The sequence below is a fragment of the Acidovorax kalamii genome (genome assembly GCF_002245625.1).
GTDB classification, from domain to species: domain Bacteria; phylum Pseudomonadota; class Gammaproteobacteria; order Burkholderiales; family Burkholderiaceae_C; genus Acidovorax; species Acidovorax kalamii.
On the sequence record NZ_NOIG01000012.1, the window covers coordinates 249076 to 264866 of the forward strand.

Genomic DNA, 15791 nt, shown 5'->3' on the forward strand with positions numbered 1-15791 from the left:
GGCTTCCTTGGAAGCCGCTTTTTGTTGGGTGCCCGCCGCCGGTCGAATCAATGGCGGAAGTGGCGCACGCCACTGAACACCATGGCTACGCCGCGCTCGTTGGCGGCGTCGATCACTTCGTTGTCGCGCATGGAGCCACCGGGCTGGATCACGCAGGTGGCGCCTGCATCGACCACCACATCGAGGCCGTCGCGGAAGGGGAAGAACGCGTCGCTCGCCACCACCGTACCTTGCAAGGTCAGGCCAGCGTGGCCTGCCTTGATGCTGGCGATGCGGGCCGAGTCCAGGCGGCTCATCTGGCCAGCGCCCACGCCCATGGTCATGCCGCCCTTGCAGAAAACGATGGCGTTGCTCTTGACGTACTTGGCGACCTTCCAGGCGAACAGCAGGTCTTCCATTTCTTCCAGCGTGGGCTGCTTCTGGGTCACGACCTTGAGGTCGATAAGCGACAGCTCGTGGTTGTCGGCCGTCTGCAGCAGCAGGCCCGAGCCGATGCGCTTGGCGTCCATGGCGTTGCGGCCGCGTTCCCAATCCGTCTTGCCGCCGTGTGCGGGCAGGGCAATCTTGAGCAGGCGCACATTGGCCTTGGCCTTGAAGATCTCCAGCGCCTCGGCGGTGAAGTCGGGGGCCATCAGCACTTCGACAAACTGCTTGCTGACCTGGGCTGCGGCCTGGCCGTCCACCACGCGGTTAAAGGCAATGATGCCGCCGAAGGCGCTGGTGGGGTCGGTCTGGAAGGCCTTGCTGTAGGCGCTCAGCGCATCCAGGCCCACGGCCACGCCGCAGGGGTTGGCGTGCTTGACGATCACGCAGGCCGCGGCGTCAAAGCTTTTCACACATTCCCAGGCGGCATCGGCATCGGCGATGTTGTTGTAGCTCAGTTCCTTGCCCTGCAGTTGCACGCCGGTGACCAGCGAGCCGGGCGCGGGGTGCAGGTCGCGGTACAGCGCGGCTTGCTGGTGGCTGTTTTCGCCATAGCGCAGGTCTTGCACCTTGGTGAAGATGCCGTTGCTCTGGCCGGGGAACTGGGTGCGCGTAGGCACGTAGGTTTCCGACAGCTTGTCTTCTTCGAACGTGACGGACGAGAGGTAGTCGCTGATCGCGCCGTCGTACTGGGCGATGCGGTTGAAGGCGGCCACCGACAGCGCAAAGCGCAGCTTGTCGCTCAACTTGCCACCGGCCTTGAGTTCAGCCAGCACGGCCTCGTACTGGTCGGCCGAGGTGATCACGCCCACGTCCTTCCAGTTCTTGGCGGCGCTGCGCACCATGGCGGGGCCGCCGATGTCGATGTTCTCGATGGCGTCGGCCAGCGTGCAACCGGCCTTGGCCACGGTGGCTTCAAAGGGGTAGAGGTTGACCACCAGCAGGTCGATGGTGTCGATGCCGTGTTCCTTCAAGGCGGCCATGTGTTCGGGCAGCTCGCGGCGCGCCAGCAGGCCACCGTGCACCTTGGGGTGCAGCGTCTTCACGCGGCCATCCAGCATCTCGGGGAATTGGGTGACTTCGGCGACTTCGGTCACGGGCAGGCCCTTGTCGGCCAGCAGCTTGGCGGTGCCGCCGGTGGACAAGAGCTTGATGCCCAGCGCGTGCAGCGCTTGTGCAAATTCGACAATGCCGGTCTTGTCGGAGACGGAGATGAGTGCGTTCATGGCAGTGGTGGTGGGGAGGTTTTGAATAAAAAGGGGCCCTTGCGCCTGTCCATCAAGGGCTAATAGCTACAAATTAGATAGCAAACAGCACGACGGCATCAGAGCAGCTTGTGCTCGACCAGCTTCTTGCGCAGGGTGTTGCGGTTCAGACCCAGCCATTCGGCCGCGCGCGACTGGTTGTTGTCCGCATGGGTCATCACCACTTCCAGCAGCGGTTTTTCGACCACACGCACCAGCATGTCGTACATGCCATCGGGCGTCTCGCCGCCCAGGTCGCGAAAGTAGCCCTGCAGGCTCTCGCGCACGCATTCTTCTATGTGTTTCTTGCTCATGCAGCCAATCCCTCTTGTTCTTCTGGTTCTGCGTCCACGCCCGTGGCGGCAGGCAGCCGGTCCATCTGTTGCCCGAGGGCATCCAAGTAGTCGGCCACGGCCTGCCACTGCGTGGTGCAGTCTTCGATCGTGTTGATGTGTTGCCTGAAGGCCTCGCCACCCGGCAACGCGCGCAGGTACCACGCAATGTGCTTGCGCGCACTGCGCACCCCGGTCAGCTCGCCGTACAGGCTGTAGTGGTCTTGCAGGTGGTCCAGCAGCAGGCGGCGCACCTCGGCCACCAGCGGTGGCGCCAGGTGCTCGCCCGTGGCCAGAAAGTGGCCGATCTCGCGGAAGATCCACGGGCGGCCCTGGGCGGCGCGGCCGATCATGATCGCGTCGGCACCGGTGGCGGCCAGCACATCGCGCGCCTTTTCGGGCGAGGTGATGTCGCCGTTGGCTACCACGGGCACCTTCACCGCCGCCTTGACGGCGGCGATGGTGTCGTACTCGGCATGGCCCTTGTAGCCCTGCTCGCGCGTGCGGCCGTGCACGGTGAGCATCTGGATGCCCACGCTTTCGAACTGCCGCGCCAATGCGACGGCGTTCTTGTGCTCCTGGCACCAGCCGGTGCGCATCTTCAGCGTGACGGGCACGTTGAAAGGCGCGCAAGCCTCGACCACGGCAGCGGCAATCTCCACCGCCAGGGCTTCGTTCTGCATCAGCGCAGAGCCCGCCCATTTGTTGCAGACCTTCTTGGCCGGGCAACCCATGTTGATGTCGATGATCTGCGCGCCGCGTTCCACGTTGTAGACCGCAGCCTCGGCCATCATCGGTGCATCGGTGCCGGCAATCTGCACGGCGATGGGCCCGGGTTCCCCTTCATGGTTGGCCCGGCGCGAGGTCTTGAGGCTGTTCCACAGGTCCTTGCGCGAGGTCACCATCTCGCTGACCGCATACCCCGCGCCCAGCGCCTTGCACAGTTGGCGGAACGGCCGGTCGGTGACGCCCGCCATGGGGGCGACGAACAACCGGTTCGCCAAAGGAATGTGGCCGATGTGCATGGGAGGGGTGCGGGAGGGGGCGACAGCGAATGCTGAAAAAGGAGGCGGGATTGTACCTGCTCAAAATTTCAGCAAATGAAATGTTCCGGCAACGCTGGCTATCCCCGCGCAGGACCCCATTGGCGATGCACAAAACAGACTTTGAACAGGTTCTAGCGGGCCGCGAGATCGGCACCACCGGCTGGCTCAAGGATGGTGTCGCCATGGCGCTGCGCAAAATGCCACCAGGCATCCGGCAGGTTGTCGAACTGGTGGTGTGCCATGAGGGCGCGCAGCCACTGGCGGTTGTGCACCACGTCGGGCGAATGGCCCGTTGCCGTGGCCGCTGCCCCGGCTTGAAATCTGCCGGATGGCGTCCCCATGTCCACCGCCTGGCCATCGGCCAGCGGCCCCCGCACCACTTGGCGGGCCTTCATGCCGTCTACCACCAGCACCTGCACCACCCAGCCGCCGGGGGCCAAGCAGGTGGCTTGCAGCGCCAGGCCCTGGGCCAGCAGCGCGTGGGCAGCGCGTCCGAGCTCTGCGCGGGTGGCGGGCTCGTCCCGGCACAGCGCCCTGTCTTGCGCGGTGTTGATCGCCACAGCTGGGCTGCCTGACCCGGTGGGCCCGGCATTGGACGCCCCTGCCTGCGGATTGTGCGCACAAGCCGCCAGCGTCAAGGCGGCGATGCCCCCTGCGCAGCCCACCACGCGGGGCCAGGGGGCGAAGCTGCCGGAGTGGCCGGAGCGCGGGCGGGTCTGAGGGGATGCAGCAGTGGCGGGCATGGCGTACTCCTGTCGCGAGATTCGGGGGTGACCAAGCTGCACCTTACAAAACCCCTGCACCCTCGCCCATGCCGGGACAGCGCAGACTGCTGTAGGACAGTGCGCCGGTGCCCCCGCATCGCCGTCGGCCGGGAGCCGCACCCTACACTCCCCCCATGGAAATCTGGATGCACCAGCTGCTGGAATGGCTGGCCCTGCCGCAATTTGGCCTGAGCACGGTCTTTGTGGTGTCGTTCGTGTCGGCCACACTGCTGCCCATGGGCTCTGAGCCCGCCGTGTTTGGCCTTGTCAAGCTCAACCCGGACCTGTTCTGGCCCGCCATCGCCGTGGCCACCGTGGGTAACACGCTGGGCGGCGGCGTGAGCTGGTGGATGGGCCTGGGCGCACACCGGGCCGTGGACAGGGCACGCGGCAATGCCACGGAGCTGCGGGCACTGAACTGGCTCAAGCGTTTTGGCCCCCGCGCCTGCCTGCTGAGCTGGCTGCCGGGGGTGGGCGACCCGCTGTGCGCCGTGGCGGGCTGGCTCAAGCTGCCCTTCTGGCCCTGCCTGGCCTACATGGCGGTGGGCAAGTTCCTGCGCTACCTGGTCATGACCACTGCGCTGCTGTACTTGATGCCGGGGCAGGTCGGGACGTAGGACAGCAGAGGCGGTCTTCCCCGGACCAGGCTACAAAAACGCGTGGCCGCTGTGTTCTGAGAGCAGGGAGTCCCCCTTGGCGATGGGCTCTTCCACCACCACCTGGTTGCGGCCCCCTTCTTTGGCCATGTACATCGCCGTGTCTGCGCGCGAGAAGAACTCCAGCACCGACTCGCCCAGCACGTACTGCGTCACACCAATCGACACCGTCACGCGGCCCTTGAGCAGGCCGCTCCAGGCATGTGTCTCCACCTGGGCGCGGATCCGCTCGCAGGTGTTGAGCGCGGGCAGCAGCGAAGTGGCAGGGAAGATCAGCAAGAACTCCTCGCCGCCATAGCGCCCGAACAGGTCGCCCCCCCGCACACCCTGCTGCGCAATGCGTGCAAAAGTGCGCAGCACCTCGTCCCCGCCCAGGTGGCCCAGCTCGTCGTTGATGCGCTTGAAGTGGTCGATGTCGAGCACGGCCAGGCACAGCGGGATGCCACTTTCGTCGGCCAGCTGTTTCTGCTCCTCCAGGGCGGCCAGGATGTAGCGGCGGTTGAAGCAGCCCAGCAGCGTGTCGCGCTGCGCGTCCTCCTGGATGTTCTTGATCTTGCGGCTGGCCCGGTACAGGCTGCGGTACAGGTGCTGTACCCGGCCCATGAGAACAATGAATGCGGGCACCGACACCGCCAGCGCCAGCAGGTGCAGCAGCTCCAGGCGCAGCAGCGCGGCATTGTGCTGGTGGCTATGGTGCAGGCCGATCACCGCTGCATAGGCCACCAGTACCACGGCGGTCAGCGCCAGCAGCGTACGGCGGGGCACGGTAAAAATGCCATACGCCACCGCCACAAACATGAAGGGTGCAAACAGTATCTGCGTGACAGGGGCGAGATAGAACACCACCAGCATGCCGCCAATCGCGGTGGACACGATGGCCAGCTGCAGGTGCCGCAGCCGGATCTTCTGCTGCACGTCGGCACGGAGCACAAGCCAGAACGCCACGAAACCCACCACCACCATCGCCGCCAGCACCGCCAGGGCTTCGCCCGCCACCATGTCCAGGACATAGAAGCCCAGCAGGGCCAAGGCGTAGAGGCTGATCAGACCTCCAACGGCCCACCACTTCTTGCGCTCATGCCAGTCTCCCCGGGGCCCCAGGCCGTCCAGGGCCCGGCGCCCGGGCCGCACGGCGGTTGAGGCTGCAGACGACGAGTCGTCGAACTCCAGCACGGCGTCGGTCAGGGGGAAAGCGTCTGTCGCCGAGAACAGGTTTTTGCGTGCAAAGAACATGCGGGGGCAGGCACATGCCTGGGTTTGTTCGGAAAACAGGGGGCCGAATGGCGAAGGGCCCAGGCGCGGATCCTCAGCACCGTGCAGACGATCTCTTGGAACCGCGCGCGATCTTACGTGGAACTGACACAAACAATCTGCGCGTTTTCCAGTAGCGCCACCGCTTGCCCCGCCCCGTTCAGGCAGCCGCCACCCGCTGGCGCATCCACCAGCCTTCGAGGCTGTAGACCACCAGTGCCCCCCAGATCAACACGAAACCCACCAGCCGCGCGGGCTCGAAGGCTTCGTGAAAAATCCAGACCCCCAAGGCGAACTGCAGGCTGGGCGAGATGTACTGCAGGATGCCCAGCGTGGACATCGGGATCAGGCGCGCGCCCGCTGCAAACAACAACAGGGGCACGGCCGTCATGGGGCCCGCCAGCACCAGCCAGCCAATGGCGGCGGCGTCGCCTTGTACCAAGGCCCCCTGCCCTTGCCAGGCCCACCAACCCAGCACGGCAGCAGCCACCGGCGCAAGCATCAGGGTTTCCAGCGCCAGCCCTTCGAGCGCGCCGAGCACTGCCACCTTGCGCAGCAGGCCATAGAACCCAAAGCTCAGCGCCAGCACCAGCGCGATCCAGGGCAAGCGCCCGGCTTGCAGCGTGAGCCAGAGCACACCCGCAGCCGCCACGGCCACGGCCAGCCACTGGCCCGGGCGGGGGCGTTCGTGCAGGAACACAAAACCCAGCGCCACATTCACCAGCGGCAGAATGAAGTAGCCCAGGCTGGCATCCACCACGTGCTGGTTCTGCACGGCCCACACATAGGTCAACCAGTTGCCGGACAACAGCACGGCCGACAACGCAAAGGCCCCCAGCACGCGGGGCTGACGCACCACGGCAGCCATCCAGGCCCAATGCCTGCGCACAGCCAGGAGCCCCAGCACCACCACCAGCGACCACAGCGTGCGGTGCATCACGACCTCCAGCGAGGGCACATCCGCCACCTGCCGGAAATACAAGGGAAACAGGCCCCAGGCGATGTAGGCAAGCGCGGCGTAGAGAATTCCGGTGTTCATGGGCAAGCCCGCTGGGAAGTGGAAAGAGAGACGCAGAGAGGGCCGAAAAAAATCCCTGCCAGCCAAGCAGCCGGACAGGGACGGGGCCATGGACCCATTCGCGGGCCCGCAGGCAGGTCAGGGGTGGGTCACACGTTGAACAGGAAATTCAACACATCGCCGTCCTTGACCACATACTCCTTGCCTTCGGCACGCATCTTGCCCGCATCCTTGGCGCCTTGCTCGCCCTTGTAGTGGATGTAGTCATCGAAGGCGATGGTCTGGGCGCGGATGAAGCCGCGCTCGAAGTCGCCGTGGATCACACCGGCCGCCTGGGGCGCCGTGTCGCCCACATGGATGGTCCAGGCACGCACTTCCTTCACACCGGCCGTGAAGTAGGTCTGCAGGCCCAGCAGCTTGAAGCCTGCGCGGATCAGGCGGTTCAGGCCGGGCTCTTCCAGACCCAGCTCCTGCAGGAACATGTCGCGGTCTTCGTCTTCCATCTCGGCCATTTCGGCTTCGATCTTGGCGCAGATGGCCACCACCGGCGCACCCTGGGCCTCGGCATAGGCCTTGAGCTTGTCCAGCAGCGGGTTGTTCTCGAAACCGTCCTCGGCCACGTTGCCCACAAACATGGCGGGCTTGGCCGTGATCAGGCAGAACTGCTTGAGCAGGGGCGCATCTTCCTTGCTCACGGCAATCGTGCGCGCGGGCTTGCCCTGGTCCAGCGCAGCCTGGATGGGGGTGAGCAGCGCAACGATCTTGGCGGCCTCCTTGTCGTTGCCGGACTTGGCCGCCTTGCTGTAGCGGTTGAGCGCCTTCTCGACCGTGGCCAGGTCGGCCAGGCACAGCTCGGTCTGGATGACTTCGATGTCCGCAATCGGGTCCACGCGGCCCGCCACGTGGATCACGTTGGGGTCTTCAAAGCAACGCACCACGTTCACGATGGCATCGGTTTCGCGGATGTGCGCCAGGAACTGGTTGCCCAGGCCTTCGCCCTTAGAAGCGCCCGCCACCAGGCCGGCAATGTCCACAAACTCGACGATGGCGGGCACGATGCGCTCGGGGGAAATGATCTGGGCCAGCTGCTGCAGGCGCGGGTCGGGCACTTCCACCACGCCGGTATTGGGCTCGATGGTGCAGAAGGGGTAGTTTTCGGCGGCAATGCCGGCCTTGGTCAGCGCGTTGAAGAGGGTGGACTTGCCGACGTTGGGCAGGCCCACGATGCCGCATTGGAGGCTCATGGCAGGGCTTTCTGGAATTCGGAGACAAACCGCCGATTTTACGGGGCTGCCAGCTCCCCCTTCCATCGCCCCCGATTACTGCGTCACTCGAACCGCAAATCGGCCGCCACGCGCTGCCCCACACGCAGCACCTGGCCCGCGCCTTGGCGCACGATGGCGTTCATGCCAAAGGTGATGGCGCCATCCACGCGCTTGTCCTGGCGGTAGGTGCGCAGGGTGTCGCCCACCTCGGGGCTGGAAGTCGCCGTGGCCGGATCGATGTCGGGGATGGGGCAGCGCGCGCAGGGTTTGACCGGCTGCAGGTGAATTTCGCCGTCCGCGCCCCCGTCCACACGCACCAGGTCCACCCGGTCTTCATCGTGGGCATCAATGCCAGCCAGTACCACGTTGGGCCGGAAGCGTTCAATGCCCACTGCCGTATGGCCTGCAGCGGCCAGCCGTCCATTGAGCTCCTCCATCGAGGCCTCGCTGGCCACCAGGATGGGGAACCCGTCTGCAAACTGGTTGGGCACCTCCAACCCGTTCGTCCACTCCAGGCTAGACAAGCGCCGGTGCTCGGGGTCAAACCGCACCAGCCGGCAGGGTTGCCCGAGGAAGTCCGTGAACCACTGGGCAGCGACGGCCCCCATGTCCCAGGCGGGTACAGTGTCGCGCCACACGGTCACGGTGGCCGGTGCCTCGACGGCGTCCACCGCCACATGCAGGGCCAGCATGCCGGGCGCACGCAGCACCATCTCGTCGCTCTTGAGCTGTGGCCGGATCAGCGCCATGCGCGGCAGGGCGCGCTGGGTCAGGAACATGCCGTCGGCATCCACCACCATCCAGGCCCGGTCCAGGTCCAGCCCGGTGTCCGTGAGCAGTGCTTCCTGCACCTCGATGCCCGCACAGGACTTGATGGGGTACACAAACAGCCGCGCAATGGTGCCGGACAAATCGGAATCGGGGTTGAAGCTCACAGCCAGGGGTTCCTCTTGAGAAATGGCGACAGGGCAGAAACCGCAATTCTGCCTTGTGGCTTTGGGGTGCAGGCGCCCTCCTACAATGGCCGCCATGGCCCAAACCTTTGATATCTGTATACGCGGCGCCGGCATTGTGGGCAGGACCTTGGCATTGTTGCTGGCACGCGAGCGGCTGAAAGTGGCCCTGGTGCCAGCCCCCGCCCCGGTCAGCAAGGCGGCCGACGTCCGGGCCTATGCCCTGAACACCGCGTCGCGCCAATTGCTCGAATCCCTGCGCAGCTGGCCGGATGCCGAGCACGCGACGGCCGTGCGGCAAATGCAGGTGCAGGGAGACCAGGGCGGCGCCGTGGTGTTTGACGCTGGGCCGCAGGGCGTGGACGCGCTGGCCTGGATCGTGGATGTACCCGCCCTTGAAGCCCGCCTTGCCGAGGCAGTGCGGTTCCAACCCCAGGTCGAGGTGGTAGACGCCCCGGTGGCCGCGCCACTGACCGTGGTCTGCGAGGGCCGCGCCAGCAGCACCCGGGCCGAGTTCGGTGCCCGTTTCGAGGTCACGCCCTACGCCCAGCATGCCATCGCCACCCGCGTGCGCTGCGAACACCCCCATGGCCAGGTTGCGCGCCAGTGGTTCCTTCCCGATGGCATCCTGGCTTTTTTGCCCCTGGATGGCGCCGAGGGGAACTCTGTGGCCGTTGTGTGGTCCGTCCCACAGGAGCAGGTCGCATCCTTGATGGCCCTGCCCCCCGAAGATTTCACCCAGGCGCTGCAAACCGCCAGCCAGCAAGTGCTGGGCACGCTGACCTTGTGCGCAGATCGTGCCAGCTGGCCTTTGCAGTTGGCCAAGGCAGACCGCTGGTGTGGCAGCACGCTCGCTGCCGGGGCCAGCCCCCGCAACGAGGGCAGTTGGGTGTTGGCAGGCGATGCAGCCCACAACGTGCATCCCCTGGCGGGGCAAGGGCTCAACCTGGGGCTGGCCGATGTGCAGGCCCTGGCCGAGGTGCTGCGCACGCGTGACTACTGGCGCAGTGTGGCCGACTTGCGGCTGCTGCGGCGCTACGAACGCGAGCGCAAGGCGGCCCTGGTTGCTATGGGTTTGGCCACAGACGGACTGCAGCAGTTGTTTGCACGCCAGGAAGCCCCCTGGCAGGCGCTGCGCAACTGGGGCATGAAGGGCTTTGAACGCAGTGGCCCGCTGAAGGATTTTGTGACCCGCCGGGCCATGGGGATGCGCTGAAAACACGTTGGGACGCCCATGCGTCCTGCAAGGTATCGAGACTGAACGAGAACACCATGAAACTGACCAACTGCCTGCTGGCCATCGCCGCCATGACCCTGAGCCTGAGCGCGACAGCGCAAGAGGCCACCATCCGCAAGGCGCTGGCTGAGCGCATTCCCCAGATGGACAAGATCGACGAGGTCCGGCCCACGCCCATGGCGGGGCTGTTTGAGGTGCGCATCGGCACCGACCTTTTCTACACCGACGCCAAGGGCAACTATGTGATCCAGGGCGAGCTGATCGACACCAAGGCGCGCCGGAACCTCACGGAAGACCGCATCGCCAAGCTCACGGCCGTCGACTTTTCGGCCTTGCCGCTCAAGGACGCGTTCACCATCGTACGCGGCGATGGCAAGCGCAAGGTGGCAGTGTTCGAAGATCCCAACTGCGGCTACTGCAAACGCTTTGAGCGCGACATGCAGAAGGTGGACAACGTTACGGTGTACCTGTTCCTCTACCCCATCCTGAGCCCCGACTCTGCCGAAAAATCACGCAACATTTGGTGCTCGAAAGACCAGGCGGGTGCCTGGCAGGACATGATGGTGCGCGACAAGCCTGTCGCCTCGGCCAGCTGCGACACCAGCGCCCTGCAGCGCAACCTGATGTTCGGCAAGAAACACAAGATCACCGGCACGCCAACGCTGATCTTTGCCAATGGCTCCCGCGTGCCTGGCGCCATCGGTACGCAAGAAGTGGAAAAACGCCTGGCGGAAGCCAGCAGCGAGACCTCTGGCACAACCAACTGATTCCGAGCACCTCCGCCCCGCCGCCCATGCCCTCCCCACGCAGCACCCAGCCCGCCGAGGTTCACTACCGTATCACTCCATCCGACCTGCATGCGCACCTGTTCCGCGTCTCGCTGACCATCGCCCGCCCTGCAGCGCTGCAGGAGCTGTCCTTGCCCGTCTGGATCCCGGGCAGCTATCTGGTGCGGGAGTTTGCGAAAAATCTGCAGGAGCTGGGCGCGCGCCAAGGCAAACGTGCATTGCCCCTGGCTCAACTTGACAAGCACCGCTGGCAAGTGGCCTGCACGCCGGGCAAACCGCTGGATCTGACTTACACCGTCTGCGCCTACGACAACTCGGTGCGCACGGCCTGGCTGGACGCCTCGCGTGGCTTCTTCAACGGCACCAGCCTGTGCCTGCGCGTGCATGGCCAGGAAAAGCACCGCCACACGCTGGACATGGCCCGCACCGCTGCCACCGCGCAGTGGTCCGTGGCCACGGGGCTCCAGGCGCTGGCCACCGACAAGCAGGGCTTTGGCCTGTATGGCGCTGCCGACTACGACGAACTGGTGGACTGCCCTGTAGAACTGGGCCCGTTCTGGGTGGGCCGCTTCAAGGCCTGCGGCGTTGCCCATCAGTTTGTGGTGGCCGGTGCGGCCCCCTCTTTTGACGGCAAGCGGCTGCTGGCCGACACCCAGAAGATCTGCGAGACCGCCATCCGTTTCTGGCATGGCGCCGAGGGCAAGGCGCCGTTCAAAAGTTACGTGTTCATGCTCAATGCCGTGGCGGACGGCTATGGCGGGCTGGAGCACCGCAACTCCACGGCCTTGATTTGTGGCCGCCGCGACCTGCCCCGCCAGGGAGAGCCCCGGGCCAGCGAGGGCTACACCACGCTGCTCGGGCTGATCAGCCACGAATACTTCCACACCTGGAACGTCAAGCGCCTGCGCCCTGCCGAGTTCGCCACGTACGACTACAGCCGGGAGAACTACACCGAGCTGCTGTGGTTCTTCGAAGGTTTCACCAGCTACTTCGACGATCTGCTGCTGCGCCGCGCCGGGCTGATCGATGACGCCACTTATCTCAAGCTCATCACCAAGACCATCAACCAGGTGCTGCAAACCCCGGGCAGGGCCGTGCAAACCGTGGCCCAGGCCAGCTTCGATGCCTGGGTCAAGTACTACCGCCAGGACGAAAACACGCCCAATGCCACGGTGAGCTACTACACCAAAGGCTCGCTGGTGGCCCTGTGCCTGGACCTGGCCCTGCGCCGCGAAGGCAAGACTACCCTCGATGCCGTGATGCGTGCCCTGTGGGCCCGCACGGCAGGCGGCCCGATGGCCGAGGCCGACCTGCGGGCGGTGCTGGAACAACTGGCGGGCCGCTCCTTCGATTCGGAGCTGGCGCAATGGGTGCACAGCACCTCTGAGCTACCGTTGGCCGATCTGCTGGCCGCTCACGGCGTGACCCTCAAGGCCGAAGCCCCCCAACTGGCCCAGCGCCTGGGCCTGCGCGTGGCAGAGAACCACAGCGTGCAGGTCAAGACCGTGTTGCGCGGCGGCGCGGCCGAAAAGGCCGGCATGGCGGCAGGCGACGAGTGGCTGGGCCTGGAAGTGCAAGGCCAAGGCTGGCGCATTGGCAAGCTGGATGACGTCACGTTCTACGCAGGCACCGAGACGGCCTTGACTGCCATCGTGGCCCGGGACGGGCGCCTGCTGCGGCTGCCGCTGGCACTGCCCTCCACCGCTGGCGGCAAGGCTGGTGAGGCTGCCACCAGGACGCGCGGCAAAGCCGCCCCTGCGCAGTTGGCACAGCCTGCAGTGGACACGGTCAGCCTGACCCCCACCGATACGGCGGCGCTGGCGCGCTGGCTGGCCTGACGGCGTGACCGGGTTGGGTATATTCCCTGCGCTGTCACAACAATCCATACACAGGAGATTTCATGGCCTACGAAACCATCGAGGTTCGCGTTGAAGCGGACAAGGTCGGCGTCATCACGCTCAACCGCCCCAAACAGCTCAATGCCCTGAACGACCAGCTGATGAACGAGCTGGGCGCAGCCCTCAAGGCGTTCGATGCCGACGAGAACATCGGTTGCATGATCGTCACGGGCAGTGAAAAAGCCTTTGCAGCGGGCGCCGACATCGGCGCGATGGCCAAGTACAGCTTTGCCGACACCTACAAGGGTGACTACATCACCCGCAACTGGGAGACGATCCGCTCCATCCGCAAACCCGTGATTGCCGCCGTGAGTGGCTTTGCACTGGGCGGTGGCTGCGAGCTGGCCATGATGTGCGACTTCATCATCGCCGCCGACAACGCCCGCTTCGGCCAGCCAGAAATCAAGCTGGGCGTGATCCCCGGCGCTGGCGGCACGCAGCGCCTGCCCCGCGCCGTGGGCAAGTCCAAGGCCATGGACATGGCCCTCACCGGCCGCATGATGGACGCCGCCGAAGCCGAACGCGCCGGACTGGTCAGCCGCGTGGTGCCTTACGACAAGCTCATGGACGAGGCCTTGGGCGCGGCCATCATCGTGGCGGGCTTCTCGCAGATCGCCGTGATGGCCGCCAAGGAGTCGGTGAACCGGGCGTTCGAAGGCACGCTGTCCGACGGCGTGATGTTCGAGCGCCGCCTCTTCCACGCGCTGTTTGCCACCCAGGACCAGAAGGAAGGCATGGACGCTTTCATGAACAAACGCACAGCCAACTTCACACACCAATAATTTTTGTTCTATAATATTGGTCTTGCGGTCGTATAGCTCAGTTGGTTAGAGCGCAGCATTCATAATGCTGATGTCGGTGGTTCAAGTCCACCTACGACCACCATATCGAAACCCACAGTGCGGCAACTCACTGTGGGTTTTTTCTTTGAGGTACCGGCTTTCGCAGCCCGACAGTCTGCCGGTGGGACCTGCCCGCACCGCCTCCCCCTACAATCGTGACTTCAGCCCCTGGATGTAAACCATGAACCGCTGCAACACTCCCACCTCAGCCCCCATCTCCCGCCGTCAGCATACATGGCTCGTAGCCCTGGCCTGCGGTGCCCTGATGTCTGTCGTCATGCCAGCGGCCGCCCAGGTGGAGCCCGGACTCGGCATGAACCGCCCCTTCCCGGAAGCCGCGCTGCGCGGCACACTGACCCTCTCGACCACTGCCGAAGCCGTGCTCAACGGCAAATCCATCCGCATGGCGCCCGGGATGCGGCTGTTCAGCCCCCAGAACACCCTGGTCATGGCGCACACCGTGCTGGGCCAGACCTTCAAGGTCAACTACGTGCTGGAAGCCAGCACCGGCATGCTGCACGCGGCCTGGATCCTGACCGAGCGTGAGGCGGCGCAACCCCGCAAGGGCAGCGACAGCACAACCAGCAACATCACGACCGGCTCTGGCGCCGTTCTGAAGTAATTCCTGTGGGTGCGGCCCTGGCGGCCACGCCCTTGCGACCTCCACAGCCCCTCTCCGCGCCCTGCTGGCGACGGTGACCATTTGCTATTTGCGACATTGCCATGGCCAAAAAAGTCTTTATCAAAACCTTCGGCTGCCAGATGAACGAGTACGACTCGGACAAGATGGCCGACGTGCTCCATGCCGCCCAAGGCTACGAGCCCACCCAGAACGTGGACGAGGCCGACCTCATCCTCTTCAACACCTGCTCGGTGCGCGAAAAGGCGCAAGAGAAAGTGTTCAGCGACCTGGGCCGCATCAAGCACCTGAAGGCACGCGGCGTGAAGATTGGCGTGGGCGGCTGCGTGGCCAGCCAGGAAGGCGCCGAGATCATCAAGCGCGCCCCCTATGTGGACGTGGTGTTTGGCCCGCAAACCCTGCACCGCCTGCCCGAGATGTTGAACCAGCGCGAGCAACTCGATAAGCCACAGGTAGACATCAGCTTCCCCGAGATTGAAAAATTCGACCACCTGCCGCCCGCCCGCGTCGAGGGTGCCAGCGCCTTTGTGTCGATCATGGAAGGCTGCAGCAAATACTGCAGCTACTGCGTGGTGCCCTACACCCGTGGCGAAGAAGTGAGCCGCCCGTTTGACGACGTGCTGGTGGAAGTGGCGGGCCTGGCCGACCAGGGCGTGAAGGAAATCACCCTGCTGGGCCAGAACGTGAACGCCTACCTGGGCAAGATGGGGGGCACGGCCGAGATTGCTGACTTTGCGCTGCTGCTGGAATACGTGTCGGACATCCCCGGCATCGAACGCATTCGCTACACCACCAGCCACCCCAACGAGTTCACACCCCGGCTGATCGATGCCTATGCCAAACTGCCCAAGCTGGCGAGTCACCTGCACCTGCCCGTGCAGCACGGCTCTGACCGCATCTTGATGGCCATGAAGCGCGGCTACACCGCCATGGAATACAAGAGCACGGTACGCAAGCTGCGCGCCATCCGACCCGACCTGGCCATGAGCAGTGACTTCATCGTGGGCTTCCCCGGCGAGACCGAGGACGACTTCAACAAGATGATGAAGCTGATCGACGACATCCACTTCGACAATAGCTTCAGCTTCATCTTCAGCCCCCGCCCCGGCACACCCGCTGCGGGCCTGCACGACGACACGCCGCACGACGTGAAGTTGCGCCGCCTACAGCACCTGCAGGGCGTCATCAACGCCAACATCAAGTCCATCAGCGAAAGCCGCGTGGGCACGGTGCAGCGCATTCTGGTGGAAGGCGCCTCCAAGCGCGACGCCACCGAGCTGATGGGCCGCACCGAGTGCAACCGCGTCGTCAATTTTGTGGGCCAGCCCCGCCTGGTGGGCCAGATGGTGGATGTGACCATCACCGAAGCCAAGGCCTACACCCTGCGCGGCGAGGTGCTGGTGCGTGAGGGCGCCGCCCTCCCGGCCTGACCCC

At 65.1% G+C, this 15791-nt stretch carries 15 protein-coding genes and 1 tRNA gene; 8 read left to right on the forward strand and 8 right to left on the reverse strand.

Annotation, left to right across the window (positions count from 1 at the left end; translation table 11 throughout):
• Nucleotides 1-47: 47 nt before the first annotated feature.
• The 4 genes from purH to CBY09_RS20660 form a co-directional block, all read right to left on the reverse strand.
• A complete protein-coding gene (purH, locus tag CBY09_RS20645; RefSeq protein ID WP_094291437.1) occupies nt 48-1649 on the reverse strand; it encodes a bifunctional phosphoribosylaminoimidazolecarboxamide formyltransferase/IMP cyclohydrolase in 1602 nt (533 codons plus the stop codon).
• Nucleotides 1650-1747: 98 nt separating this feature from the next.
• Entirely contained in the window at nt 1748-1981 is a 234-nt protein-coding gene (locus CBY09_RS20650; protein ID WP_063458953.1) for a Fis family transcriptional regulator, read from the reverse strand.
• Nucleotides 1978-3024, reverse strand: coding sequence for a tRNA dihydrouridine synthase DusB (gene dusB, locus CBY09_RS20655; protein ID WP_094291438.1), 1047 nt, complete (start codon nt 3022-3024; stop codon nt 1978-1980). Before dusB ends, CBY09_RS20650 begins: the two co-directional genes overlap by 4 nt.
• Before the next feature lie 152 nt (nt 3025-3176).
• Nucleotides 3177-3788, reverse strand: a complete 612-nt coding sequence (locus CBY09_RS20660; RefSeq protein ID WP_094291439.1) for a M15 family metallopeptidase — start codon at nt 3786-3788, stop codon at nt 3177-3179.
• 155 nt (nt 3789-3943) lie between these two features.
• On the opposite strand from CBY09_RS20660, the gene CBY09_RS20665 reads away from it, so the two are divergent.
• Entirely contained in the window at nt 3944-4426 is a 483-nt protein-coding gene (locus CBY09_RS20665) for a YqaA family protein (protein ID WP_094291440.1), read from the forward strand.
• 30 nt (nt 4427-4456) lie between these two features.
• Here CBY09_RS20665 and CBY09_RS20670 read toward each other — a convergent pair whose 3' ends face one another.
• The 4 genes from CBY09_RS20670 to CBY09_RS20685 form a co-directional block, all read right to left on the reverse strand.
• Nucleotides 4457-5698 (reverse strand): GGDEF domain-containing protein, encoded by a 1242-nt coding sequence (locus tag CBY09_RS20670; RefSeq protein WP_094291441.1) that lies wholly within the window; start codon nt 5696-5698, stop codon nt 4457-4459.
• Nucleotides 5699-5876: 178 nt separating this feature from the next.
• Nucleotides 5877-6755 carry an EamA family transporter RarD gene (rarD, locus tag CBY09_RS20675; RefSeq protein ID WP_094291442.1) on the reverse strand — a complete coding sequence of 293 codons (879 nt, stop codon included), beginning with the start codon at nt 6753-6755 and terminating at the stop codon, nt 5877-5879.
• A 128-nt stretch (nt 6756-6883) separates the two neighbouring features.
• Nucleotides 6884-7978 carry a redox-regulated ATPase YchF gene (ychF, locus tag CBY09_RS20680; protein WP_094291443.1) on the reverse strand — a complete coding sequence of 365 codons (1095 nt, stop codon included), beginning with the start codon at nt 7976-7978 and terminating at the stop codon, nt 6884-6886.
• An 83-nt stretch (nt 7979-8061) separates the two neighbouring features.
• The gene (locus tag CBY09_RS20685) at nt 8062-8934 is read right to left on the reverse strand and encodes an MOSC domain-containing protein (RefSeq protein ID WP_094291444.1); all 873 of its coding nucleotides are present in this window, start codon (nt 8932-8934) and stop codon (nt 8062-8064) included.
• Nucleotides 8935-9028: 94 nt separating this feature from the next.
• Between CBY09_RS20685 and CBY09_RS20690 the strand changes: the two genes are divergently transcribed.
• From CBY09_RS20690 to miaB, 7 genes are all read left to right on the forward strand, one after another.
• On the forward strand, nt 9029-10168 hold the full coding sequence (locus CBY09_RS20690; RefSeq protein WP_094291502.1) for an FAD-dependent monooxygenase: 1140 nt from the start codon (nt 9029-9031) through the stop codon (nt 10166-10168).
• Between the two features lie 56 nt (nt 10169-10224).
• Nucleotides 10225-10956, forward strand: coding sequence for a DsbC family protein (locus tag CBY09_RS20695; protein ID WP_094291445.1), 732 nt, complete (start codon nt 10225-10227; stop codon nt 10954-10956).
• Between the two features lie 26 nt (nt 10957-10982).
• Nucleotides 10983-12815: a M61 family metallopeptidase gene (locus CBY09_RS20700; RefSeq protein ID WP_094291446.1), complete on the forward strand. Its 1833-nt coding sequence runs from the start codon at nt 10983-10985 to the stop codon at nt 12813-12815.
• A gap of 62 nt (nt 12816-12877) precedes the next feature.
• Nucleotides 12878-13657, forward strand: coding sequence for an enoyl-CoA hydratase (locus CBY09_RS20705; RefSeq protein ID WP_094291447.1), 780 nt, complete (start codon nt 12878-12880; stop codon nt 13655-13657).
• 26 nt (nt 13658-13683) lie between these two features.
• A tRNA-Met gene (locus CBY09_RS20710) sits at nt 13684-13760 on the forward strand.
• A 138-nt stretch (nt 13761-13898) separates the two neighbouring features.
• Nucleotides 13899-14339, forward strand: a complete 441-nt coding sequence (locus tag CBY09_RS20715) for a hypothetical protein (protein ID WP_094291448.1) — start codon at nt 13899-13901, stop codon at nt 14337-14339.
• Between the two features lie 101 nt (nt 14340-14440).
• Complete coding sequence (gene miaB / locus CBY09_RS20720; protein WP_094291449.1) at nt 14441-15787, forward strand: tRNA (N6-isopentenyl adenosine(37)-C2)-methylthiotransferase MiaB; 1347 nt, start codon at nt 14441-14443, stop codon at nt 15785-15787.
• Nucleotides 15788-15791 lie beyond the last annotated feature (4 nt).